This is a genomic window from Cellulosimicrobium cellulans (assembly GCF_016907755.1).
Lineage (GTDB): Bacteria > Actinomycetota > Actinomycetes > Actinomycetales > Cellulomonadaceae > Cellulosimicrobium > Cellulosimicrobium cellulans_D.
Genome location: NZ_JAFBCN010000001.1, coordinates 4,148,091 through 4,171,722 on the forward strand (window position 1 = coordinate 4,148,091; position 23,632 = coordinate 4,171,722).

At 74.6% G+C, this 23,632-nt stretch carries 15 protein-coding genes and 2 tRNA genes; 6 read left to right on the forward strand and 11 right to left on the reverse strand.

The window, feature by feature from the left end:
* Window positions 1-29: 29 nt before the first annotated feature.
* The 5 genes from JOE63_RS17940 to JOE63_RS17960 form a co-directional block, all read right to left on the reverse strand.
* Window positions 30-102: transfer RNA gene (locus tag JOE63_RS17940), tRNA-Ala, on the reverse strand.
* Between the two features lie 64 nt (window positions 103-166).
* Window positions 167-1,435, reverse strand: a complete 1,269-nt coding sequence (locus JOE63_RS17945) for a hypothetical protein (protein ID WP_157759465.1) — start codon at window positions 1,433-1,435, stop codon at window positions 167-169.
* A gap of 61 nt (window positions 1,436-1,496) precedes the next feature.
* Window positions 1,497-2,147 (reverse strand): GNAT family N-acetyltransferase, encoded by a 651-nt coding sequence (locus tag JOE63_RS17950; protein ID WP_087469764.1) that lies wholly within the window; start codon window positions 2,145-2,147, stop codon window positions 1,497-1,499.
* Window positions 2,148-2,340: 193 nt separating this feature from the next.
* Complete coding sequence (locus tag JOE63_RS17955; RefSeq protein ID WP_204542882.1) at window positions 2,341-4,797, reverse strand: GH36-type glycosyl hydrolase domain-containing protein; 2,457 nt, start codon at window positions 4,795-4,797, stop codon at window positions 2,341-2,343.
* Between the two features lie 69 nt (window positions 4,798-4,866).
* On the reverse strand, window positions 4,867-7,113 hold the full coding sequence (locus tag JOE63_RS17960; protein WP_204542884.1) for an NTP transferase domain-containing protein: 2,247 nt from the start codon (window positions 7,111-7,113) through the stop codon (window positions 4,867-4,869).
* A 179-nt stretch (window positions 7,114-7,292) separates the two neighbouring features.
* On the opposite strand from JOE63_RS17960, the gene JOE63_RS17965 reads away from it, so the two are divergent.
* On the forward strand, window positions 7,293-7,925 hold the full coding sequence (locus tag JOE63_RS17965) for a 5-formyltetrahydrofolate cyclo-ligase (protein WP_087469767.1): 633 nt from the start codon (window positions 7,293-7,295) through the stop codon (window positions 7,923-7,925).
* Window positions 7,926-8,465: 540 nt separating this feature from the next.
* Here the strand turns inward: JOE63_RS17965 and JOE63_RS17970 are convergent.
* Window positions 8,466-11,009 (reverse strand): penicillin acylase family protein, encoded by a 2,544-nt coding sequence (locus JOE63_RS17970; RefSeq protein ID WP_204543820.1) that lies wholly within the window; start codon window positions 11,007-11,009, stop codon window positions 8,466-8,468.
* Window positions 11,010-11,293: 284 nt separating this feature from the next.
* Here JOE63_RS17970 and JOE63_RS17975 point away from each other — a divergent pair, with 284 nt between their 5' ends.
* The 3 genes from JOE63_RS17975 (at window position 11,294) to mscL (ending at window position 13,115) form a co-directional block, all read left to right on the forward strand.
* On the forward strand, window positions 11,294-11,599 hold the full coding sequence (locus JOE63_RS17975) for an FmdB family zinc ribbon protein (RefSeq protein ID WP_204542886.1): 306 nt from the start codon (window positions 11,294-11,296) through the stop codon (window positions 11,597-11,599).
* 157 nt (window positions 11,600-11,756) lie between these two features.
* The gene (locus JOE63_RS17980) at window positions 11,757-12,485 is read left to right on the forward strand and encodes an SAF domain-containing protein (RefSeq protein ID WP_204542887.1); all 729 of its coding nucleotides are present in this window, start codon (window positions 11,757-11,759) and stop codon (window positions 12,483-12,485) included.
* 159 nt (window positions 12,486-12,644) lie between these two features.
* Window positions 12,645-13,115, forward strand: a complete 471-nt coding sequence (gene mscL, locus JOE63_RS17985; protein WP_239576750.1) for a large conductance mechanosensitive channel protein MscL — start codon at window positions 12,645-12,647, stop codon at window positions 13,113-13,115.
* Between the two features lie 206 nt (window positions 13,116-13,321).
* Here mscL and JOE63_RS17990 read toward each other — a convergent pair whose 3' ends face one another.
* Together JOE63_RS17990 and JOE63_RS17995 are read right to left on the reverse strand one after the other, a co-directional pair.
* Window positions 13,322-13,561 carry a hypothetical protein gene (locus tag JOE63_RS17990; protein WP_087469771.1) on the reverse strand — a complete coding sequence of 80 codons (240 nt, stop codon included), beginning with the start codon at window positions 13,559-13,561 and terminating at the stop codon, window positions 13,322-13,324.
* A 338-nt stretch (window positions 13,562-13,899) separates the two neighbouring features.
* Window positions 13,900-17,994 carry a hypothetical protein gene (locus JOE63_RS17995; RefSeq protein ID WP_307840205.1) on the reverse strand — a complete coding sequence of 1,365 codons (4,095 nt, stop codon included), beginning with the start codon at window positions 17,992-17,994 and terminating at the stop codon, window positions 13,900-13,902.
* 826 nt (window positions 17,995-18,820) lie between these two features.
* On the opposite strand from JOE63_RS17995, the gene JOE63_RS18000 reads away from it, so the two are divergent.
* On the forward strand, window positions 18,821-19,879 hold the full coding sequence (locus JOE63_RS18000; RefSeq protein ID WP_204542889.1) for a hypothetical protein: 1,059 nt from the start codon (window positions 18,821-18,823) through the stop codon (window positions 19,877-19,879).
* Between the two features lie 21 nt (window positions 19,880-19,900).
* On the opposite strand, the gene JOE63_RS18005 is transcribed toward JOE63_RS18000, so the two are convergent.
* Together JOE63_RS18005 and JOE63_RS18010 are read right to left on the reverse strand one after the other, a co-directional pair.
* On the reverse strand, window positions 19,901-21,721 hold the full coding sequence (locus JOE63_RS18005) for a glycerophosphoryl diester phosphodiesterase membrane domain-containing protein (protein WP_204542890.1): 1,821 nt from the start codon (window positions 21,719-21,721) through the stop codon (window positions 19,901-19,903).
* Between the two features lie 68 nt (window positions 21,722-21,789).
* Window positions 21,790-21,862 (reverse strand) — tRNA-Arg (locus JOE63_RS18010).
* Between the two features lie 119 nt (window positions 21,863-21,981).
* Between JOE63_RS18010 and uriH the strand changes: the two genes are divergently transcribed.
* On the forward strand, window positions 21,982-22,944 hold the full coding sequence (gene uriH, locus JOE63_RS18015; RefSeq protein ID WP_204542891.1) for a uridine-preferring nucleoside hydrolase UriH: 963 nt from the start codon (window positions 21,982-21,984) through the stop codon (window positions 22,942-22,944).
* Window positions 22,945-23,013: 69 nt separating this feature from the next.
* Here the strand turns inward: uriH and JOE63_RS18020 are convergent, their stop codons facing one another.
* Window positions 23,014-23,628: a dihydrofolate reductase gene (locus tag JOE63_RS18020; protein ID WP_204542892.1), complete on the reverse strand. Its 615-nt coding sequence runs from the start codon at window positions 23,626-23,628 to the stop codon at window positions 23,014-23,016.
* Between the last annotated feature and the right edge of the window lie 4 nt (window positions 23,629-23,632).

Sequence of the window (23,632 nt, forward strand, 5' to 3'; positions counted from 1 at the left end):
CTGACCGTGTCAGCGGCCCTCTCAGAGGGTGGAGCTAGGGGGATTCGAACCCCCGACCTTCTCATTGCGAACGAGACGCGCTACCAACTGCGCCATAGCCCCTCAAGCGAGGAACAGACTAGCACCCCGGGGGTGGGGTCTACCAAACCGGCCACCCCCGGGGGAGCTACTGCCCCGCGGCCCGACGCCGAGCGAGGATCTCGTTGAGGTCGAGCCCCAGCGTCTCGGTCGACGGCTTGCGCTCGTCCCCGACGGCGGGCTCGGGCGCGCCCGAGGGCACGTCCACGGCGACCTCCACCGCGGCGACCGGGGCAGGGACTGCGCCCGCCCGGGCGGGCGAGACCACGTCGTCGTCCGTGAGCGGGGCGGGCTCGCGCCGCGGGGCCGTCGGCTTCATCGTGTAGGTCGGCGGCGGCACCGGCACGGGGTCCCAGGCGCGACCCGACGGCACGCGGTCCGCGTCGACGGCCTCGACCTCGACGACCGGCGCGGCCTCGTCCGCCACGTCCGTCGCGACCGCCGGAGCCTCGGACGACCCGGCGCGCGCAGACGCAGGCTCCTCGGAGCCGGAGTCCTCGGCCGTCGTCGTGCTCGGCGCCGTGACCCGCTCGCGCGGCGACGACCCGACGGGGCCACCTCCGGAGAGTGCGGCCGCGGTGGCGTTCGCCCGCGCGAGGTCCTGGGGCGTGACGCGCGGGATCATCTGCGTGCTCACCTGCGACCCGTGCACGGCGCGGCCGGTGACGCGCGGACGCGCACCCCGGGGCGCGGGCGGCGCGCCGAGGACGGTCCCGCGTGCGGCACGGGCGGCGGCGCGGCGCTCGGCCAGCCACGCGGCGTCGGACCGCTGCGCGGCGAGCACCGCACGACGGCCCAGCACGAGGACGAGGCCGAGGACCGCCGTCGGGACCGCGCCGGACCACCACGGGAGATACCCGAGCGCGACGACGGCCCACACGGCGACGCTCGCGAGCAGCAGCACGACCGTGAGCGCGAGACGGCGGCGCGCCGCGGCGGCGCGCCGCTCGAGGAGGGCGAGGCGGGACTGCTCGGACGCCGGCTGACGGCGCGGCGGTGCCCCGCGCGAGGGTGACGCGCTGTCGGTGCTCCCCATGGCGTGCGTTCCCTCCTCCTCGTGCGTCCGGCCGTCCGGCCGGTCCTGCGTCGCCGCTCCCCCGAGGAGGGCGCGACCCCCGTCCGCGGACTGACCCGGGCCGATCGACGCGACGGCGGCGACGCCGTCGAGCCGCGCGTCCCAGCCGCCCGAGCCCCCGCCACCCGGGCCGGCGACGGCCAGGACACGCAGGGAACCGGAGAAGCGGTCGTCCGTGCGCGCCTCCAGCAGCTGCTGCCGGTGGCGCACCCGGTGCGGGACGTAGAACCCGACCCACAGCAGGAACACCGCGAGCGCGACGATCCCCGAGGCCGATTCCACATCCCGACCGTAGGCGAGGCGCGCGGCCACGGTCCGCACGCGCTCCGGCGTGTCGGTGGGCTCAGATGCTCTCGCGGCGCGTGGCCTGCCAGCGCGCGAGGAGCCCGTCGGGGACCTCCTCGCTCGTGATCGCGAACGTGCGGTGGTCGCGCCAGGCCCCCTGGATGTGCAGGAACCGCTCGCGCACGCCCTCGTCGCGCAGGCCCAGCTTCTCCACGACGCGCAGGCTCGGGCCGTTCTCCGGACGGATGTTGATCTCGATGCGGTGCAGCCCGAGGACCGCGAAGCAGTAGTCCGTCGCCATGGCCACGGAGGTGGGGATGACGCCCCGGCCCGCGACGTGCTCGCTCACCCAGTAGCCGATGCTCGCGCCGCACAGCGACCCGTAGGTGATCGAGGAGACCGTGAGCTGCCCCACGAGCTCGCCGTCGAGCTCGACGGCGAACGGCAGCGACGACCCGGCGCGCGCCTGCGCGGACAGGACGCGGACGTACTCCGCGAACGTCGGCGGCCCTCCCCCGGTGCCCGGGCGCGGCGAGGTGCCCTCCCAGCGCTCCAGCCAATCGGCGTTGTGCGCGCGCAGGCGCATCCACGCGTTCGCGTCCCGACGGCGCAGCGGCCGCAGGACGATCGACCCGCCCAGCGTGTCGTCCCGCAGGGTCACGGGCCACGGCTTGGTGACGGTCCAGCCGCGCGTGATCTTGTGCGTCATGCGGCGGTGACCGTCCTCGGGAGCTGTCGGCGGGCGCGGGCGGTCGCCCGGTCCTCGGTGCACAGGGTGGCACCACCGACGGCCCGCGCGCCACCGCGTGGTGGTGCACGGACCGTCGGGTCGTGTCCTGGTCGACGCGCGGGTGCCCGGGGACCGTGGATCCCGGGCGTCCGCGTCGTCGGCGGTCCGTGGGTCAGCCCAGCGTGACGACGACCTTCGCCTCGGTGCCCTCGGGCAGCGGCGGGATCGGGGCCGCCGGGTCGTGCGCGACGCCGTCGACCGTCACCGAGCGCACGCCCTTCGACACGTGGTCCGGGTTGCGGACCTCGATGTCGTAGACGGCGCCGCGCCACTCGCGGCGCACCTCGAACCCGTCCCAGTCCGTCGGGATCGACGGGTCGACGACCAGGCCGTCGAGCGCGAGGCGCACGCCGAGGACGTACTTGGTGACCGCGGTGTACATCCAGCCGGCCGTGCCCGTGAGCCACGGGTTCTGCGCCTTGCCGAACCACTCGTGGTCGCGGCCGTAGAGGAACTGGACGTACGCGTACGGCTCCGCGCCGCGCACCTCGATGTTGTCGTTCTGGTGGTACGGCAGGATCGCGTCGTAGAACTGCACGGCCTCGTCGCCGCGCCCGAGCATCGCCTCGGCGATGATCGGCCACGCGTTGGGGTGCGAGAAGATCGCGGCGTTCTCCTTGATGCCCGGGTAGACGCGCGTGACGAACCCGACCGTGTCGTCGACCTTGGTGAACGCGGGCCAGTTGAGGTGGTTGCCGTACTCGGAGCCGAGCAGCTCGCGCACCGCGTCCATCGACGCCTCGCCGCGCTCCTGGCTCGTGATGCCCGCGATGACGGGCCACGCCTGGTGCTCGAGGAAGATCTTGCCCTCCTCGTTCTCGGCCGAGCCGATCTTCACGCCGTCGCGCGTGTAGCCGCGGATCCACCAGCGGCCGTCCCAGAGCTGGGCGTCCGCGACCTTGGCGATGCGCTCGCGCTCCGCCGTGAAGCGCGCGACGTCCGCCTCGGCCCGCTCGTCGCCCGCCGCCGCGAGCGGCTCCGCGATCTCGAGGAACGCGCCGATCGCCCATGCGTGCAGGAACGTCACGAGCGACGTCTCGCCGCCGCCGAGGTTGAGGCAGTCGTTCCAGTCGGCACGCAGGCCGAGGGCGACGCCGTTCTGGCCCACCTGCTCGGCGGAGAACTCGAGCGCCTTGACCAGGTGGTCGTAGACCGTGGCCGGCGTGCCCTCCGCGAACGGGATCTCCAGGTCGAGGAACGAGCGGTCACCCGTCTCCTTGACGTACTCGACGACCGAGGGAACGAGCCACAGGTGGTCGTCCGAGCACGTGTCCTCGAGCCCGTGGATGAGGTCCTTCGGGTCCACGGTCGGGACGATCGTCGGCGACGGGACGTCGGGCAGCTTCTCGGCGTCGGGGTCGAACGCCTTCGGGTCGAACAGGTGCAGGCCGTACCCGGCCTCCGTCTGCGCCCGCAGGAGCTCGACGATGCGCTGGCGCGTCTTCGTCGGGTTCGAGTGGATGACGCTCATGACGTCCTGCGCGGTGTCGCGGTAGCCGAGGCCCGCGCGACCGCCCACCTCGACGAACGACGCGAAGCGCGACCACTGCACGCAGGTCTCCGCCTGGAGGAGGGTCCACGAGTTGATCATCGTGTTCATGCCCTCGTGGGGCGTGCGGATCCGCAGCTTGTCCTGCTTGGCGCGCCAGAACGCGCGGAGCCGTGCGCGCTCGGCGTCGACCGTCGCGACGTCCGAGTACTTCGCCTGGATCGCGCGACCGGCCGCGTCGCGCGAGCCGTAGCCGAGCATGTAGACGAGGCGCTTGGTCTCGCCCGGCGCGAGCGTGATCTTGTGCTGGAGCGAGCCGCAGTGGTTCTGCGTCGTCGCGGACTCGTTCGACCCGTGCCCGCGCTCGATCGCGATCGGGTTCGCCTCGGAGCGGTACGGGCCGATGAAGTTGTCGCGCAGCGAGTCGTACGACGACGGCGTCTCGCTCGACGCGAAGAAGTGGTACGTCCACGGCTCGTAGTAGAAGTCGTACTCGATGATCCCGTCCTCGTAGGAGGACCCGGACGCGTAGAGCGACATCTGCAGGTTCTGGTTGTCGATCGTGATCGTGTGGAAGCTGAACTCCACGTACGACCCGACGGTGAGCTCGCGCACCTCGTCCGTCGTGTTCGTCAGCCGGACGTCCCAGACCTCGACGTCGTCGTCCACGGGGATGAAGACCGTCTGCTCGGCGTCCACGCCCTTGTACTCGGCGCGGAACGTCGAGTAGCCGAGCCCGTGCCGGGTCGTCCACCGGCCCGCGCCGCCCGCCGGGTCGAGCTCCTCACCGGGGCCGACGAACGGCTTGCCGACCGGCTGCCACGACACCGACCAGAAGTCGCCGTCCGCGTCGTCGCGCAGGTACACGTAGTGGCCCGGCCGGTCGACCGGGACGCCGTTCTGCCGGAAGCGCGTGATCCGGCCGTACTGCGAGCTCTTGTAGTACGAGTACCCCCCGCCGGTGTGCGACAGCACGGTGCACAGGTTCTTGCTGCCGAGGTAGTTCGTCCACGAGACGGGGACGTCGGGGCGCTCGACGACGTACTCGTCGTGCGCGGTGTCGAAGTGGCCGTAGCGCATCGTTGCTCTGGTTCCTGTCGTGGGGGGGGTGGGGCTGGGTGGGGCGGGGGCGGGAAGGGTTCGGCGCCGTCAGACGCCGGCGGTGACGAACCCCTGGAGCCACTCGAGGAGCTCGGCGGCCTTCTCGGGAGAGTCCGCCTCGACGAACATGCGCAGGACGGGCTCGGTGCCGGAGAACCGCAGGAGCGCCCAGTTGTCGTTCTCGAGGAGGATCTTGGTGCCGTCGAGGTGGGAGACCGAGACGACGGGGTACGGGCCGACGTGCGTGAGCGGCTCCGCCTCGAGGCGTCGGGGCACCTCGACGCGCATCTCCGGCGTCGCCGGCACGCCCGCCTCGAGCGTGTACAGGCGGCCCGTGATCTCGTAGACCATCGCGCGCAGCTCCGAGATCCGCTTGCCCGTGCGGGCCAGCATCTCGGCCACCAGGGCGCACGCGAAGATGCCGTCCTTGCCGAGGATCCAGCCGCGGATCGTCAGACCGCCCGACGACTCGCCGCCGAGCACGGCGCCGATCTCCTCCATGCCCGCCGTGACGTGCTTGAAGCCGACCTTGACCTCGCGCGACTCCTCGCCGAAGTGGGCGGCGAGCCGGTCGAGCAGGTGCGTCGTCGCGAGGTTGCGCACGACGCCGCCCTTCTCGCCGCGGACCTCGTGCAGGTACCAGTAGAGGAGGAGGAGGAGGTCGTTCGTCGAGATGTACTCGCCGGTCTCGTCGACGATGCCGATGCGGTCGGAGTCGCCGTCGGTGGCCATGCCGAGGTCGTAGCGCCCCCCGCCCTGCTGGATCATCGTCACGAGCGTGCTCAGGCGCTGCAGGTCCGGCGCGGGGGCGACCCCGCCGAACAGCGGGTTGTGCGCCGCGTGGATGAACTCCGAGCGCACCCGCATGTCGGACAGGATCGTGCCGAGCGTGAGCTGGCTCGTGCCGTACATCGGGTCGACGATCACCTGCAGGTCCGAGCCGCGCACCGCGTCCACGTCGATGATCTTCTCGATCGCGTCGACGTAGGGGTCGGTGAGCGACCGGTCGACCACGACGCCCGTGCGGCGCGCCACGTCGATGTCGAGCGTGATGACGTCGTCGACCGACAGCGCGTTGGCCTCGTCCTGGTAGCGGTCCGTCTCGTCGTCGAGCGGCAGCGAGCCGTCCTGGCGGAACACCTTCATGCCGTTCCACTCGGGCGGGTTGTGGCTCGACGTGACGATGATGCCGTAGGCCGCCCCGAGGTAGGGCGCGGCGAACGTCACGAGCGGGGTCGGGACGTCGTCGGGCAGGAGCGTGACCGCGATGTTGTTGCCCGCGAAGACCTCGGCCGCCGCGATGGCCGACTCGCGCGAGAGGAAACGACGGTCGCCCCCGATCACGACGCCCTTGCCGTCGAGGCCGCGGCGGATCGTCTCGTTCGCGATCGCCTGGCACAGCCGGCGCACGTTCGCGAGCGTGTACCCCTCGCCGATGACGGCGCGCCAGCCACCCGTGCCGAACACGATCTTGGTGTCCGTGTTCTTCTTCGGGACGAACAGGCGCTTGAGCACGATGTCCGCCGCCTGCGCGAGCTCGTCCGGCGTGTTGATGCCGCGCACCTCGTCGACGTCGACGATCCGGTACGACGAGATCCGCTTCCCCGCGCCGATGACGCGGCGAGCGAGCTCCGTGAGCCGGTGCTCGCCGTCGGACGCCATGCGCTCGAGCTCGCCGAACAGCAGGCCCGGCGCCGCGACGTAGGCGCCGACGTTGATCTCCGTGCGCGGCTCGGCGACGCCGCCCGCCTCGGACGACTCGAGGATCGCCGCGATCTCGCCCTCGGCGCGGACCACGCGGCCGTAGCCGTCCGGGTCGTCCACGACGGCCGAGAGGAGCGACAGGTCGGCGCCCGTGAGCGTGTGGCGCGTGAGCAGGCCCAGGAGCGACTCCGAGCGCAGCAACGGCGTGTCCGCGTACGCGACGAGCACCGGCTCGTCGACCCCGAGCCCCAGCACCGACGCGACCGCGCCGCGCGCGGCGAGGACCGCGTCGCCCGTGCCGAGCGGCGCCTCCTGCTCCACGTAGACGACGTCCTCGCCGAGCAGCTCGCGCACGGTCGGGTCGTCCGGCGCCACGACGACGACGATGCGGCTCGCGTCGACCACGCGACGCACGTTCGCCACGGCCAGCTCGACGACCGTCGCGCTGCCCAGCGGCCGGGACAGGAGCTCGCGCGACGCGGCGTCGTGCCCCGCGGCGAGCACGACGGCGGCCCTCGCGGTCCGGCTGTGCGCGCCCCCTCGCGGTCGCGGGGTCGTGGCGCTGGGCTTCGCGGGCGTCGTCGCGGTCATGGCGTCCTCACTGGTCGACCTCTGCCGGACAACGACTCATTTGTCAGGAGTCCGAACTACTGGCTCTCCCCGATCATAGGCACCCCGGGCCCGTCCACGGAACCCGATCCGACCCACCAGGGCCGAAGGTCACCCGCGCCGTGTCCGCACGGAACCGCGAGCCGGGTGACAATAGGGACATGAGTGGCCCGGTCCAGCCGTACCCCCTGCACGGAAGCATCGAAGCCGAGGACGCGAAGGAGATCCTCCGCAAGGCCATCCGCACCAACCGCCAGGCGCGGTCCGAGCGGCTCCGCAAGGAAGCGGCCGCCGCCATCGCCGACGTCGTCGCGACCATCCCCGAGGTCGCGACCGCCACGTGCGTCGCGACCTACGCCGCCCGCCCCGCGGAGCCCGGCACCGCGGAGATGCTCGAACGCCTCTCCGCGCGCGGCGTACGCGTCCTGCTCCCGGTGCTCGGCGCCGGCCTGCAGCGCGACTGGGCCGTGTACGACGGCCCGGCCGACCTCCAGGTCCGCGCCCCCGGCCGACCGCCCGAACCCGGCACGCCGCCGCTCGGCGCCGAGGCGATCGCCCAGGCCGACGTCGTCGTCGCCCCCGCGCTCGCCGTCGACTCGCGCGGCGTCCGGCTCGGCCAGGGCGGCGGCTGGTACGACCGCGCCCTCGAGCACCTGAGCCCCGGGACCAAGGTCGTCGCCGTCGTCTTCCCCGAGGAGGTCTACGACGCCTCCGACCGCCCGCTCCCGGTCGAGTCCCACGACAAGACCGTCGACGCCGTCGCGACCCCCCTCGGCTGGCGCTGGCTCCCGTAGCACCGCCGCCCGGGCCACCTCCACGACCCGCACGGTCGGGCCGGGTCGGTCGGTTCAGGCCAGCCCGCCCGCGGGTCGGGTTGGGGTGGGTGATGCGCTCGGGCTGCCGCGCCGTCGCCGAGATCTCTCGGCCGTAGGTTCGAGGAGCGCGGCTCTCACGCTCGGCGGCCCCGCGCCCGACGTCGCCTCGTCCCGTCACGAGCCGCGCATGGTGACGAGAAGCGAGAAGTGGCCCCGAGGACGAGGCCCGCAGGGGCCACTACTCGCATCTCGGCCGGGCCACGACCACGCGCCCGGGTCGAGCGCGACCGCTGGACCCGGGCCGCGGGTCGTGCGGCGACGGGCAGGAAGAGCGGTGGGGTCGGACCGTGTGCGAAGGCCGTCAAAGGCGCACTCCTAGAACCCCCGCCCACACGACCGAGGTGACGGTGCGCCAGTCCGAGCACACGGTCCGACCCCACCGCGGACCCGACCCAGCGGGCAGCAGGACCCACCGACGGCGGCGGACCCGACCCTGCGGGCCGTGCACCGACCCGGGGACTACGGGACGAGGGTGAGCTCGTCCTGGCTGGCGTCGGCGACCGCCTGCGTGGAGAACGGCCAGTCGTAGGTCTCGCCGCGAGCCCAGGTCTTGAGCTGGTCGGAGTAGTGCGTGGACGCGGGGTGGCCGGAGGTACCGGTGACGGTGACCCAGGTGGAGCGGTCGAGGTCGTCGAGGTCGACGACCATCCGCATCGACGGGCCTGCCGTGACGTCGAACGACCCGGAGGCCGCGTCCCACGCGGTCGCGTTGACGATCGAGGAGCCACCGGGCATGCCGACGGGGTCGGGGTTGACCCAGTTGCGGACGGGGCCGGGGATGGACTCGCCGCCGAGGATCGGGTGCTCGAGCGCGAGCACGTGAAGCTTGCCCCAGGCCCAGTCGGAGGGCTGCTTGCTCTGCTCGACGGTCAGGTCGAGGCGGGCCGAGACGAGCGCCTGGGTGAGGACCTCGTCACGCGTCTCGACGACGCTGACGGTCTGGCGGTCGTCCCAGAACGGGTCGGTCGGGTTCTCGAGGAGGTTCTGCACGACGGCGAGCCAGCGGCTCCCGCCGTTCGGCAGCGCCGACTCGGGCAGGTCGTCCCAGAAGGTGAGCTGGAGCAGGTTGCGCCAGACGGCGGCGAAGTAGGCGGCCGCGGCGGAGTCGGTGTCGGTCCGGTAGTCCCAGTCCGCGAGGAGCGCCTGCCCCTCGGCGGCGAAGCTGTCGTCGATCTCCTGGTCGAGGAGGGGCTGTACCAGCACCTCGGCGTAGGGGCTGCGGTCGTCGGTCTGGATCTCGTTCATCGTGTCGACGTCGACGGGTCGTCCGGCGGAGATCTCGGCCTCGAGGAGCTGGCGGATGCGCTGCGAACGGTAGCCGTAGTCCCAGTCGGTGGTGAGGAACGGCGCGACGCCGGTGGGCAGGACCGCCTGGTTGGCGGCCACGATGAACCCCTCGGCCGGGTCGACGACGCGCGGCATCTGCTCGCTCGGGACGTAGCCCTGCCAGTCGTAGCGCTCGTCGGAGCCGTCGCGCGGCCACGTGCCGTCGGAGGGCACCTCGGCGTCGGGCACCGCCTGGCGGACGGGGATCTTGCCGGGCGCCTGGTAGCCGATGTGACCGTCCGCCGTCGCGAAGACGATGTTCTGCGCGGGCACCTCGAAGAGCGCCGCGGCGGCCTGCATGTCGTCGGCGTCCTGGGCGAGGTTGAACGCGAAGACCGCGTCGGCGGTACGGCCCGGCTCGAGCGCGGTCCACTGGAGGGAGACGGCGTACTCGCCCAGGCGGGTGTCGAGGGCGGGGGTGTCGACGGCCGTCTCGGTCGCGGGGATCGCCTCGGACACGATCGGCCCGTGCACGGTCGAGCGGATCTCGAGGTCCACGTCCTCGCCGCCGGCGACGTGCAGCGTCTCGGTCCGGGTCTCGAGCGGCACCCACTCGTCGCCGCGCAGGTAGGTGTCGTCGCGCACGCGCTCGACGAAGAAGTCGGTGACGTCGGCGCCCATGTTCGTCAGGCCCCACGCGAGCTGCGCGTTGTGGCCGATGATGACGCCGGGGAACCCGGCGAACGAGAAGCCCGCGACGTCGAACGCGCACTGCGGCCCGACCTCGTTGCAGTGCAGCCCGACCTGCGCCCAGATCCCAGGGGCCCCGAGTGCGAGGTGCGGGTCGTTGGCGAGGATCGGCTTGCCGCTGGCGGTGTGGTCGCCGGAGACGACCCACGAGTTGGAGCCTGTGCCCTCGCCGCGCCCGATGAGCACGGGGACGGCGTCGAGCGCGCGGTCGGCGGCCTCGAGGGCGCTCCGGAGGTGGTCCGAGCCGTACTCGGCGCGGGCCTCGGGGCCGAGCTCGAGCGCGACCTGCTGGGGGTTGTCGAGCTCGCCGGGGTCGAGGATCGGCGCGTTGACGTCGGACGGGTAGGCGGGGAACAGCGCGGCGACGCGCCCGGTGTCCTGGAGGGTGCTGTACGACAGCGCGCGCTCGAGCTCGTCGTCGTAGTTGCCGCGCAGGTCCCACGCCATCGCCTTGAGCCAGGCGAGCGAGTCGACGGGGTCCCAGGGCTCGGGCTCCGCGACGTCGACCTGGAGGCCGAGCACGGTGTACTCGATCGCGATCTCGGACGGGCTGCGGTTCTCGAGGTACGCGTTGACGCCCTCGGCGTAGGCCTGGAGGTACGCCTTGGTCTCGGGCGAGACGACGTCCCACTCCTCCTCGGCGACCTGCCGCCAGCCGAACGTCCGCGTCACGGTGTCGGCGGCGATGGCGTCGGGGTTGTCGCCCACGAGCTCCGCGAGCCGGCCCGCGGTGACGTGCCGGCGGTAGTCCATCTCGAAGAAGCGGTCCTGCGCCTGGACGTAGCCCTGGGCACGGAACAGGTCCTCGGGGGTGTCCGCGTAGATCTGCGGCACGCCCTGGGCGTCGCGCAGCACCGTGACCTGGCCCTCGAGCCCGGGGACCTCGATCTGGCCGGAGGTCTGCGGCAACGGTCGGCGCACGGTGACGACCACGAACGCGGCACCCGCGACGAGCGCGAGGACGAGCAGCACGGCCACACCGATCAGGACGCGCCGACGGCCGGACCGACGGCGGCGGGGCGGAGCCGTGGTCTCGACCGGGGTCGCGGGGTCGGCACCGGGGACGGCGTCACCGGCGGGGGCCTCGGTGGGTTCGTGCGCAGACACGGATGCGAGACTACCCGGCCGGGGGCGAGCGCCGGGCCGCGTATGATTAGCACTCGGAAGTTTCGAGTGCCAGGCGGTGTTGACACCGACGACCCGGCCGAGACCGACCCGATCCCGACCCGCCGGTGGCCGCCCGACGGCCGTCTCGTGAACGAGGAGAACCCGTGCCCACCTACGCGTACACGTGCACCGCCTGCGGTCACGCCTTCGACATCCACCAGTCGTTCAGCGACGACGCCCTCACGGTCTGCCCCGAGTGCTCGGGCCGTCTGCGCAAGGTGTTCTCCTCTGTCGGCGTGACGTTCAAGGGCTCGGGCTTCTACCGCACGGACTCGCGCTCGGGCGGGAAGTCGTCGACGGCACCTGCCGCCTCGAAGCCCGCCTCCTCCTCTGCGACGTCCGGCGCGAGCAGCACGTCCGGGGGCGCGAGCAGCACCTCGTCCTCGTCCGGAAGCTCGACCGCCTCCTGATCTGACGCCCCGCGGGCGGGTCCGCGACGGTCGTTCCGACGTCGGTCGACCACAGCCCGCTCCGGACGGCCCGTCCGGGCGTCGACGCCGCGTTCCGTCCACAGGTCCGCACCGGCCGGCGCCCGCCGTCGCCCGGAGCGCGGCTACGGTCGCGCCCATGCTCCGCTCCCCCCGCTCGCCGGATCCCCGTCCGCGCCCTGACCGCTCGCCCGCGCGACGGCGGCTGCTGCGCGGGTTGTGGTGGCGGTCCCGCTTCGTCGTGGCCGCGCTCTGCTGCGGGGTCGCGGCCTCCGTGGTCGTCGGGGCGCTCCGCCCTCCCCCGCCGCCGACCGCACCGGCCGTCGTCACCACGCGCGAGGTGCCGGCGGGCGCCGTGCTGGCGGCGGCGGACCTCCGCGTGGACCACGTGTCCGCCGAGCTCGTCCCGGCCGGTTCGGCGGCACGGCCCGACGACGTGCTCGGGCGCCGCGCGACCGTCGCCCTGCCTGCGGGCACCCTGCTGCAGGACGCGCTCGTCGCCGGCGGCGAGCTCGCCGCCGCGGCTCCCCCGGGCACGGTCGTCGCACCCGTCCGGCTCGATCCCGGTGTCGCGGCCCTCCTCGGCCCGGGCGACCGCGTCGACCTCCTCGCCGCCGGTGACCAGGCGCTCACGACGGCGCTCACCGACGTGCCGGGCGACGGCCAGGACCCGGTCGCCGCCGACCCCTACCTCGCCCGCGCTGCCGTCGTCGTGCCGGCACCCGAACCCGACGGCGGGGGCGGGCTGCTCGGCACGGGCGGGTCGGGCACGGACGCCGTGACGCTCGTCGCCGTCCGGCCCGAGGAGGCGGTCCGGCTCGCCGCCGTGAGCGGGCAGACGAGCGTCACGGCCGTCCTCGTGCCCTGACGGGCGAGGTGGCCGGCGCGCCGACGGGTGAACCGGACGCCGGTGCCCGACCCGCCGGGCCAGGCCGTTGCCCGTCGGCACCCGCGTTGGGAGGATCGCGTGCGCACCTGTCGTGGCCCCGCCGCCACGCGGACCACCGACCTGAGAGGGAAGCAGCACATGAAGGGCGTGTTCCAGGGATTCAAGGAGTTCGTGCTCCGAGGCAACGCGATCGACCTGGCGGTCGGCGTCGTCATCGGGGCGGCGTTCGCCTCGCTCGTCGACGCGATCGTCACCTACCTGATCAACCCGATCATCGGCGCCATCTTTGGCAAGCCGGACATCTCGAACCTGTGGGACATCACGCTGCGGCCGGCCCACGACGGGATCGAGGCATCGGTCCTCTCCGTCGGCGGCATCCTCAACGCGATCCTGCAGTTCCTCATCATCGCGATCGCGCTCTACTTCGTCATCGTCCTCCCGATGAACAAGCTCGCCGAGCGTCGCAAGCAGGACGTCGAGCCCGAGCCCGAGGCACCGGCGGAGGACGTGCGCGTCCTCCAGGAGATCCGCGACCTCCTCGCCGCCCAGGCGGCCAGCGGTCCCGGCGGCGCGGCACCGGGCGGCCCCACGCCGCCGCGCGGCTTCTGAGCACGTCCCACCCCGCCGCCGCCTGAGCTCACGCGGCGCGGCGCGCCCGGGACGAACCCGGGGTCGCTCCTCACCTCACGCCGAGAGCGGGGAACGACCCCGGGTTCGGCGCCGTCCGGACCGTGGTCGTGCCGGCGCCGGGCGCCGACGCGCAGGGCACGTAGCGCGTAGCGCGTAGCGCGTAGCGCAGGAAGCGTAGTGCGTGGTCAGTGCCGGCCGTAGTGCGGCGGGACGTCCCCGAGCAGGCGGTCGTCGTTCTCGCCCCGGACCCCACGTCCGGGCGCGGCCTCGTCGCCCCAGCCCTCGGACCGCTCGTCGGCGCTCACCCCGGACACGACCTCGCTCTCCGTCCCCCGCCGCACGGCCCGCCGCGGCCGCCGACGCCGCCCCGCGCCGTCGGGCGCGTCGTGCGTGCGGTCAGGACTCGGGTCGGACGCGGTGCTCACGCCTCCATCGTCGCACCGCAGGAGCGTCAGAGGTCAGCCACCACCGCCCAAGCCGACGAGACTCGCGAGGACCCCCCACACACAGGAGCCGCGCGACAAGCAGACCTGCACAACGACCAGCACGCGTGATCGCCGGCAGCGCGGCCCACGGTGTGACGACGTGGCGGGGTGGGAGGCGGCGCCGGGTCGTGGCGGGCCTGGCGGGAGCCGCGAGGAACGAGCGGCGGATGGTAGACCCGGCGCCGCCTCCCACCCCGCACCCAACCCGACCAGGCGGGCAGTCGCTCCCCCGCCGACCCCGCGCCCACGGTGACGACCCCGAACGGGTCGGCCGAGAGTCAGAGGTCGTCGTCGCCGTGCTGCTCGTCGTCGTCGATCACCGGCACGACGACGATCCTGTCGCCCCCTCCGGTCTGCGCGACGCCCCCGGTCTCCGGGAGCCGCTCGTCGCGCACCGCCTGCACGACCCTCCGGATGCGCTCGGCCTCCTTGGCGGGGTCGAGGAACGCGGCGGCGGACCACACCTGCGCGACGGTCCACCCGATGCGCTCGAGGCGTTCGGCCACCTGCCGGTCCCGCACGCGCACGCTGCGCTCGGCGACGTACGCGGCGTCGTCGGTGAGGACGGCGACGAGGAGCTCGCCGGGCAGGTCGGGGTGGCCGACGACGAGCGGGATGCGGTCGCCGTCGCCGATGCCGTAGTCGGTCTCGACGACGAGGCCCGCGCGCCAGAGGCGCTCGGCGAGGTCGAGCACGAGCCGGTCGGGGCTGCCGCCGAGGTCGACGCCGTTGCCGAGGGTCACCTGGTCGGCGGCGCCGCTGCGCTGCTCGGCGAGGTCGAGGACCTCGGCGAGCAGCCGGGCGCCGGCCCCGCGCAGCCGCTCCGGGTCGAGGTCGCCCGCGGTGAAGCACGACACGACGTGGAGGCGACGGCGGGTGGCGCCGACGGAGTCGAGCAGCATGGCCTCGGCCCCGGGGGTGTTGAGGATGCCGAACCGGTGGAGCACCCGCCCGTGCGGCGTGCGGCCGAACCCGACGGACAGGACGATCGTGTCGCGCACGAGCCCGGCGACGCCGGACACGTCGGCGACGACGACGGGTTCGGCGCGGGAACCGGAGAAGAAGCTGGCGAGCGCGGGGTTCTGGCGCACCTCGACGAGGAGGGCGTCGCGGATGCGGTCGGCGTGCAGGGGCGTGACGGTGACGATCGCGAGGGACTCGTCGGGCCGCGTGAGCGCGTGCTCGATGGCGACCTCCACGACGCGGTCCACCTCGGCCTGGGTGCTCTCGACCGCGCCGGACGTCGGGTCGGGCATGCCGGCGCCGTCGACGACGTCGAGCTGGACGAGGACCTCGGCGCGGGGCAGGGGCGCGGGGCGCAGCACGCCGTCGTAGCCGTGCTCGGCGAGGAAGGTCGTGACGTACGGGTCGCGCCGCGACCCGTCGGCGAGGAGCTCGACCGTGGGCAGCAGCTCGGCGAGCTCTCGCACGGTCTCGGTCGAGGCGGCGCGCGGGTCGCCGACCGCGACGACCTGCCGCCCGCGGGCGAGCGCGGAGAGCACGAGCTCGACGGGCGCGTGCTCGATCGCGTCGAGGACGACGAGGTCGACGGTGCGCGTCGCGGGGACGAGGTGCGGCACGAGGGTCGGCGTGGCGACGAGCACGGGGCGCAGGCGCCGCAGCACGGCGGGGTGCTTCTCGGCCGTCTCCCGAAGGCTCACGAGGCGGCCTTCGAGCAGCTCGGTGAACAGGTCCTCGGCCTCGTCCCGGTGCTCGCGCATCGCGGTCCCGAGGTGGTCGCGGACCGCCGCGCGGACGGGCGCGGCCAGCGACGCGACGTGCGTGCGGTCGAGGTCGCGGAACCGGCGCGCGAGCGCGTCGAGGCCGGCGCCGTCCTGACCGGCCAGGGCCTGGTCCTGCGCGAGCACCTGCTCGAACACGGAGCTCCACCATGCGAGCTCCAGCTCGGGGCCGACGAAGTCGGGCTCGACGCGGCGCACGGCGAGGTCGGCGAGGAGCTCGCCGAGGCCGAGGTCGGTGAGCCGGCGCAGGATCGCGGTCCGCGCGGGGAGGGAGTCGAGGGACTCGGCGTCCTCGGCGAGCGCGTCGAGGCGCGTCGCGAGCGCGTCGAGCGGGGCGTCGAGGAGGTCCCCGCCCCCGGGGGTGCCGTCGAGCGCGGGCTCGAGCTCCTCCACGTCGATGCGCACGGCCTCGTGCGTGTCCTCGATCGCGGACAGCCCCTCGGGCAGCACGGGCCAGCCGCCGCGCGGGCACTGCTCCTGCCAGACCGCGCGCTGCGCCTGCACCTCGACGAGCGCGGCGTGCAGGTCGGGCACGCGGACGCCGGGCCGGACCATGTCGCGCGCCTGGCGGTGCAGCCGTCGGCGGGCGAACCAGCCCATCTCGATGCCGCGCTCCGCGCGCCACTGCTTGGTCGCGGTCGCCTCGACCATGTCCTGCGCGGTGCGCTCGAAGATGAGGGGCTGGAACACGTCGAGCGTGCCGCGCATGCCGCCGAGCATGGTGAGCTGGTCGCCCCACTGGCGCAGCGTCGTCGCGGGCGTCAGCCCGGTGCGCTGGGCGACCTGGTCGACCTGCGCGCGCAGCTGCGGGAGCGTGTGCGTGCGCAGGCGCTCGACGCGCACGAGCGCGTCGTGGGCCTCCTGCGGCGTGGTGAGGGCGGCGCCGTACCAGGGGGTCGACGTCGCGCGCGCGGTGAAGGCGCCGAGCAGCGCGGCCTCGCGCAGCTCCGCTGCGATCCGCTCCCGCTGCGGCCCGACGCCGAGCACGACCTCGGTCGTGAGGCGCACCCGGGTGTCGGGGGCCGGTCGCTCGGAGGTGAGCCGGGCGAGCGCCTGGAGCGCGTCGTAGGCGGACACGCCCCACGGGTCGCGCACGAGGTGCAGCGCCTCGATGTACCCGGCGAGCCGGGCGCGCGCGCCGAGCAGCGCGTCGCGCGTGCGCGCGAGGTCCTCGTCCTCGCCCGGCTCGGGCTCGGTGGCCATCGCGGACAGGAGTCGGTGCGACGCCGTCTCGCGCCACGTCGGCTCGGGGACGACGTCGAGCACGAGGCCGCCCAGGCCCAGCTCGTCGAGCCGCGCGAGGAGCGCGTCCGCGGCCCGGCGGTGGCCCGGGACGTACAGCACGTGGCGCCCGGACGCCGCGGCCTCGGCGACGACGGCCGCGAGCGTGCCCGCGACGTCGGACCCGGCCGGGGCGTCGACGAAGAGGTGCGAACCGCTCGCGAGCACGTCGACGACGTGGCGCTGGGACGGGTCGAGGTCGCCGGCGCCGCGCTCGTGCACCGGGTCCGCGTCGCCGACGCGCGGCGCGGGCAGCTCGGCACGCAGCGCGACGGCCGAGCGCTCGTCCCCGGCCAGCGCGGCGACGACCTCGTGCCGCTCGAGCGCCGGCGCGAGCTCGTCGAGGTCGTCGACGAGGACCTGCCCGGGGTGCACGAACGTGCCGACGAGGACGCGGTGGGTCAGGTCGAAGTCGTCGAGCACGGCCTGGCCGAGCGCGGCGATGCGACGGGTCGCGTCGCCGGGGTCGAAGCCCGCGCCGGTGAACGTGGAGCGCGCGAGCGTCACCGGGTCGAGGAGCGCGCCGTGCGCGCGCAGCGTGCGCGCGAGGAGCGGGTTGATCTCGGCCGTCGGCTCGAGGGTCAGCTCGTAGTCGGTCTCGCCGTCCCCGCGCGGGGTCACGGTCAGAGGACGCAGGAGCACGGGGGCGCGCACCGTCCGGGACGTCGGCTCCTGCTCGGTCTCGTCGACCTCGCCCCGGGGCTGACGGCCGGCTTCGGGGGCGTGCACGCCGTCGGACCCGTCCCGCTCGTCCGAGAGCGCGGGCTCGTCCTCCCTCGCGCCGTCACCGGGGCGGGTGCCGGATCCGGCCTCGCCGGGGCCCGCGACGTCGTCGTCCCCGCTCGGGACGACCGTCGCGGGGGCGCGGCCCGCGACCCGGGCGAGCACCGCGACGTCGTCCTCGGCCAGCGGCACCGAGAGGCTCTGGGTCCAGGTCGCGACCCCGATCGCCAGGTATGTGGGCGCGACGCCGTAGCGCTGGGCGTGCTCGGCGGCGCGGACCACGACGGCCCGTGCGCGGCGCCGCGCGGCGGGCAGCGACCCGCCCTCGCGGAACAGGTTCGAAAGCCGCGTCGGCCGCCCGGCGAAGAGCTGGGCGACGCCCGAGGGGTGGGCGGCCGTCAGGTCGACGACGGCGTCGCCGAGGAGCGAGACGTCGGCGAGCGACGAGCCCCCGGCGAGCTCGACGAGGCCCGCGCGCCACCGCGTGACGGCCTCGTCGACGAGGTCCGCCGTCGTGGGCTCGGGGACGAGCACGGGGCGGGACGCTGTCACGCCGTCGTCCGTCGCGGCGTCGGGCTGGTCGGTCCCACCGGGAGCGGTCGCGGGCAGCCGAGCAGGATCGGCCACGCTCCGGGCGGCTGAGCTGGTGCGGGCTGCGGCATTCACCCTCCGACGCTAACCGTCCGCCTCGCGAGGCCCGGCGCGGCGCGCCGGAGGGTCGGCGACCCGGTGCACCGGGCGGCGGCGGGCCGGGGCCGCCCTCCGACGGGTCCTGCGCGCGGCCGACTGACGACGAGACGACGAACGGCCCCGGATCACGAGAATTCGTGTTCCGAGGCCGTCGTTCCGAGCTATTCCGGGGTGTTCTCCCGGAGAAGTATGAAACAGCGCGCACCGCGCAGGGGGCAGGCGATGCGCGCTGTCGAGGACTATCTTGCACGGCGAGATGGCGGGCGTCAACACGGCCCACGGTCCTGGACGGGTAAATCACCCGCGTGACCCCGGAGGCGTCTGAGAACCACCTGGACGAGCGTCCACAACATGCGCGGGATTCCGCGAATTCGCGACCGCGCACCACTGCCTGCACCCTGTGGCGCACACCACACCGCGCGGCATGCGACGGGGTTCGCGTGAGAGCCGACGACGGCCCGCGCAACCCCCGGCAGGATACGTCGCCGTCGTCGGGCCGCCCTCCTCGTCGCCCCGTCCCCGGGCCACCCGGGCGCGACGACGGGCGCCGGCGCGCACCACCGCGGCGCTCCGACCGGCGGCGTCACAGGATCTCTCCCGTTCCTCTGAGCCCCCGGCACGACGCCCCTGAGCAAGGTCCACACGAGCGGCCTACCGTGGGAGGACGCCCGTGGCCCGACGCCGGTCCCTGGCGCGCGGCCGTCGTCCACGGCCGGTGGCGGCGGGTGGTCCTGCCCCGCCGACGACCGGAAACCCGCACCACGTGACGACACCCCCCGCGCCCCGCCCCGAGAACGACGACTCCCCTGCCTCGCGCCCCGCGCCCCACGACGCCGGCCGCGAGGCGGGGCGTGCCGCCGCGGAGACCGCGCCCGCGAAGGAGCGCGAGGCCCCCGCCCGGCTCTCTCTCACGCAGGTCGTCGCGAGCTCGCTCGCCGCCGTGAGCACCACGGTGCTGCTGTCGTACTTCGGGACCGCCGGCACGATCATCGGCGCCGGCATCGCGAGCGCCCTCACCGTCGTCGCGAACTACGTCTACACGCGCTCGATCCAGAAGACGCGCGAGCAGCTCGTGCCCGTCGTCGGCAAGGTCGTGCAGGTGACCACCGGTGGGAGCACCCCGCGCGACCGCGCGACGACCACCACCGTCACGACCGCCGTCGAGAGCGTGCCGCGCGGGACGGTGGTCGTGGCGGACACGGCAACCGCGCCCGATCCGGACGGTGCGTCGGACGCCGAGGCGACGAGCACCCTCCCCACCGACGGCGACCCCGTGGCCCCGGAGAGCACGGAGCCGGAGCAGCCGCAGAACGCCTGGCTGCGGCTCGTCGACCGCTACGGCCGTGGGCGGGTCCTGACGGTCTCGGCGCTCGCGCTGTTCGTCGTGGTGATGGGCGTCGTCCTCGTGGTCGAGCTCGCGATCGGCAAGCCGATCTCCGACGCCGTGCGGGGTGTGGAGGGCTCGGGGACGACGATCAGCCGCGAGCGCTCCGCCGGCACGGACGACCCCGCGACGCCCGCACCGTCGGGCCCGGCCGTGGACCCGTCGACCGTGCCGACCCAGGACCCTGCCCCGAACCCGACTCCGACGGACGAGCCGTCCACCACCCCGACCCCGGACCCCACCGAGAGCCCCACCGAGGAGCCTTCGCCGGAACCGACGACCCCGGACCCCGATCCCTCGACCACGCCCGACCCGGGCACGGGCACGGGCACCGGCAGCGGCGAGGGCTCGGAGGCCGAGACCGGCACCGGCGGGAGCGCGGGCACGGCGCCCACGCCGACACCGTCGACCGGACCGCCGACCGGCGCCTCGGCCTAGCACCGCGGTCGGGCGGTCACGTCACCAGCGGAGCGCCTCTCGGACCTGGTGCTCCAGCCGCGGCGCGACACCCGTCTCCGCCTCGACCTCGCCCCGCACCCGCACCGCGGTCTCGGGCGCACTCGTGATGATCGCGTCCACGTCGCCCGCGCGCAGCACGGCCCGCAGCCCCGCGGTGTCGTTCACGGTCCACACGAGCAGGTCGACCCCCGCCGCGCGCGCCACGGCGCGCGTCCGGGCGCCGAGCGAGGACTGCTCCACGGCGAGGAAGTCGACGTCCGGGACCTCGCGCACGCCCCGCACGAGCGGGACGACGTACCCCACCTCGATCTCCGGGGCGGCGGCGTTCACCGCGTCGGCGAGGTCCGGGTAGATCGCCTGGACGAGGTACTCGTCGGCGACGCCCTCCTCGCGCAGCAGCGCGACGACGTCGGGCACGTACGACGCCGTCTCCCTGCCGTGGAGCTTCAGCTCGACGAGGAGCGGCTGGTCCAGCTCCTTCGCGCGCCGCACGAAGTCCCGCAGCGACGGGATCGTCGCCTCGTGCCCGCCCTGCCGGATCGTCGTCGCGGTGAGCTCGTCGAGCGTGAGGTCCCCGACCGCGCGCCCCGACCCGGCGAGGCGGCGCAGCGTCGTGTCGTGGAAGACCACGAGCCCCCCGTCGGAGGCCTGCAGCACGTCCAGCTCGACGTAGTCCACGCCCAGCGCGGCCGCGGCCTCGAGCGACGGGATCGAGTTCTCGACCGCGGCGGCCGGGTGCCCGCGGTGGGCGACGACGCCGGGCAGGTGCTCCGTGACCCGGGAGACGGCCAGCGTGTTCGTGGCGACGAGCGCCAGGGCGCCGAGGACCGCCCCCGCGACGAGGAGGGCGCGCGTCGGGCCGGGCGGGACGACGGCGGGGCCCCCGGCCGCGGGTACCGGCACGAGGGGCGTCGTCACGGCCTCCTCGGACCCCGCGCGCCCGGGCCGTCGCTCCCGCGCCACGGCGACGAGCACGTGGGCCACGGTCGCCGCGACCGCGCCCGCGAGAACGACTGCCAGCATCTGCACGACGGCGAGCCCGACTCCCGCCACGACCGCCGCCGCGCCGGGCGCCTGGGCGTCGGCGACCCGGGTCGGGACCAGGACGAGGGCGGCCGCAGCCCCCGCGACGACGAGGGCGGCGAGCCCGACGGGCACCAGCACGACGAGCAGCCGCAGGGTGGCCCGGCGCGTGGCGCGCCAGCTCGCCAGCATCGCGGCCGCGACCGTGCCGCCGTCCTCCACCAGGAACGTCGTCGTGAGGACCAGCCGCAGGTTCGCCCACAGCACCGCCACCAGGAATGCGACGTAGACCAGGAGGCCGCCCCGGAACTTCAGGAGCTCGGCGATGACGAAGTCCGGGATCGCGACTCCCCGGACGAGGAGCGCCGCCGTCCCGAGTCCGCCGAGCGGGACCAGGACGACCGCGTAGACGAGGAACAGGGCGAGCTGCGGGCTGCGCAGGCCTCGGGCGGCACGGCCCAGGTCGCGCAGGACTCCGCGCAGCGTCACCGGCTCGCCCTGGTCGGCCCTCCACGCGACGGCGACGAACGCCCCGTGCTGCACGAGGACCACGACGCCGACGACCACGGCGAGCACCACGAGCAGCAGCACCGACAGGGGGGTGGTCAGGACATGGACCACGTTCTGGTGCGTCAGTGCCTGGACACCCGCCGCCGCCGCGCTCGCCCGCGCGAGCCACGACACCACCGGCACGGTGACCGCGGAGAGCACGACGGCGAGGACGAGCACGCGGACCGTGACGCCGCGCAGCACGTACGACCGCCGTGTCGCGTCGCGCAGCAGTGCCCACGGGCTCATGGAACCTCGCTCCCGGTCTGGTCGTGCGAGGTGGCGGTCGGCCGGGGCGGCCCGTGCCGGACTCTCGGTGCGCCTGGCCAGATTCGAACTGGCGACACCCGCTTTAGGAGAGCGGTGCTCTATCCCCTGAGCTACAGGCGCGCGGCCCCGGGGAACGGGCCGGGGGACAGCCTAGCCGTCGGCGGCCGTCCGAGGCGAAGCGCGCTCGCGCCGACGGGGACCGTCGGGCCGGCGCGCGGCGCGCACGCGAGGATGGGCGCATGCCCACCGGACGTGCCGACGCGCCACGACGCGTCCTCCTCGACTGCGACCCCGGCCACGACGACGCGATCGCGATGCTGCTCGCGCACGGCAGCCCGGTCGTCGACCTCGTGGCCGTGACGACGGTCGCGGGGAACCAGACGCTGGAGAAGGTCACGCGCAACGCGCTCGCCGTCGCCGAGCTCGCGGGGATCGACGCCCCGGTCGCGGCCGGGTGCGACCGGCCGCTCGTCCGGCCGCGGATCGTCGCACCGGAGATCCACGGCGACTCCGGGATGGACGGGCCGGTCCTGCCCTCACCACGCCGCGCCGTCGACCGCCGCCACGCGGTGGACCTCATCGTGGACACGGTCATGGGCGCAGAGCCCGGCGAGATCACGCTCGTGCCGACCGGACCCCTGACGAACGTCGCGATGGCGGCGCGCAAGGAGCCGCGCATCGTGCCGCGCGTGCGGGAGGTGGTGATGATGGGCGGCGGCTACCACGTGGGCAACCGCACGCCGGTCGCGGAGTTCAACGTGCTCGCCGACCCGGAGGCCGCGCACGTCGTGCTGGACGAGCCGTGGCCGGTGACGATGGTCGGGCTGGACCTCACGCACCAGGCGGTCGCGACGCCGGACGTGCGCGACCTGCTCTCCGGGCTCGACACCGCCGCCGCGCGGTTCGTCGGCGAGCTGCTCGACTTCTACGGGGCGACGTACCGCTCCGCGCAGGGCTTCCTCTACCCGCCCGTCCACGACCCGTGCGCGGTGGCGTACGTCATCGACCCGGAGGTGATGACGACGCGCCGCGCCCCGCTGGACGTCGAGCTCCACGGCGCGCTGACCACCGGCATGACGGTCGCGGACCTGCGCGGCGACGAGCCCGCCCCTGACGAGTGCCGCACCCAGGTCGCGGTCACCCTCGACCACACCCGCTTCTGGGACCTGGTCCTCGACGCCCTCCGACACCTCCCCGCCTGACTGGGTTGTGGGCATGAGATGGGCCCGGTTCCGTCGAGGAAACCGGGCCCATCTCATGCCCACAACCAGTCAGGGGCGCATCGCCGTGACCAAGCGGTAGCGCAGGCCGGTGGACGACGTCGCCCAGTCGCCCGGGTGCGCGGCCCACCCGGCGGGGATCTCGGGCGCGAAGGTGTCGCCCTCGACGACGGCGTCGATCTCCGTGACGACGCACCGGTCCGCGAGCGCGACAGTCGCCGCGTAGAGCTGCGCGCCGCCCATGACCCACACCTCGCCCGACCCGGTGTCGCGCGCCGCCGCGCGGGCGGCTGCGAGCGCCTCGGTGACCGACCCGGCCACGCGCACGGGCGCGCCGCCCTCGGCCGCCGGGCGACCGCCGTCGGGCACCGCACCGCCGGACGCACCGACGCGCGGCGACGGCTCCGCCGGCGACCACCCGGCCTGCCGCGTCACGACGACGTTCGTCCGCCCCGGCAGGGGGCGGAACCGGGGCGGGAGCGAGTCCCACGTGCGGCGTCCCATGACGACGGGGTGGCCCGACGTGACGCGCCGGAAGTGGGCGAGGTCCTCGGGCAGGTGCCACGGCATGGCGCCGCCCGCGCCGATGACCGGCCGCCCCGCGGCGTCGCGCGCCTGTGCCCAGACCAGCCCGAGCGTCGGCTCGGCGGGCGCCTCCTCCCCCACCGCC

What these genes read in the sequence shown, in the direction of transcription:
- JOE63_RS17960 (WP_204542884.1), bottom strand. Translation starts at nt 7,113, where the DNA reads ATGACCGCGACGACGCCCGCGAAGCCCAGCGCCACGACCCCGCGACCG.
- mscL (WP_239576750.1), top strand. Translation starts at nt 12,645, where the DNA reads ATGAAGGGCGTGTTCCAGGGATTCAAGGAGTTCGTGCTCCGAGGCAAC.
- JOE63_RS17980 (WP_204542887.1), top strand. Translation starts at nt 11,757, where the DNA reads ATGCTCCGCTCCCCCCGCTCGCCGGATCCCCGTCCGCGCCCTGACCGC.
- JOE63_RS17950 (WP_087469764.1), bottom strand. Translation starts at nt 2,147, where the DNA reads ATGACGCACAAGATCACGCGCGGCTGGACCGTCACCAAGCCGTGGCCC.
- JOE63_RS17965 (WP_087469767.1), top strand. Translation starts at nt 7,293, where the DNA reads ATGAGTGGCCCGGTCCAGCCGTACCCCCTGCACGGAAGCATCGAAGCC.
- JOE63_RS18005 (WP_204542890.1), bottom strand. Translation starts at nt 21,721, where the DNA reads ATGAGCCCGTGGGCACTGCTGCGCGACGCGACACGGCGGTCGTACGTG.
- JOE63_RS17955 (WP_204542882.1), bottom strand. Translation starts at nt 4,797, where the DNA reads ATGCGCTACGGCCACTTCGACACCGCGCACGACGAGTACGTCGTCGAG.
- uriH (WP_204542891.1), top strand. Translation starts at nt 21,982, where the DNA reads ATGCCCACCGGACGTGCCGACGCGCCACGACGCGTCCTCCTCGACTGC.